Annotated in this window: 1 pseudogene; it reads left to right on the top strand. The window is 64.5% G+C overall.

Annotated features, from left to right (window positions below):
• Positions 1-397: pseudogene (gene manB, locus IG86_RS0138125) on the top strand (phosphomannomutase/phosphoglucomutase); the annotation flags it as partial.

The following is a 397-nucleotide window of genomic DNA, read 5'->3' as shown; positions in this document are numbered from 1 at the left end:
CTTTCGAACATCGTCAAGGCGTACGACGTGCGTGGTGTCGTGCCGGACGAGTGGGACGAGTCCCTGGCGGAGCTGTTCGGTGCTGCTTTCGTCGAGGTTGTGGGTGGGTCGGCGATCGTGGTCGGTCATGACATGCGTCCGTCGTCGCCTGGTCTGTCGGCTGCTTTCGCGCGGGGTGCGGCGGCGCGTGGTGTGGATGTGACGTTGATCGGTCTGTGTTCGACGGATCAGCTGTATTACGCGTCGGGGTCGATGGGGCTGCCGGGTGCGATGTTCACGGCGTCGCACAATCCTGCTCAGTACAACGGGATCAAGATGTGCCGGGCGGGTGCGGCTCCGGTGGGTCAGGACACGGGTCTGTCGCAGATCCGGGTTCTGGTGGAGGGGTGGCTGGATG

The sequence above is a fragment of the Streptomyces virginiae genome (genome assembly GCF_000720455.1).
GTDB classification, from domain to species: domain Bacteria; phylum Actinomycetota; class Actinomycetes; order Streptomycetales; family Streptomycetaceae; genus Streptomyces; species Streptomyces virginiae.
This window is presented reverse-complemented; position numbering and strand designations above follow the sequence as displayed.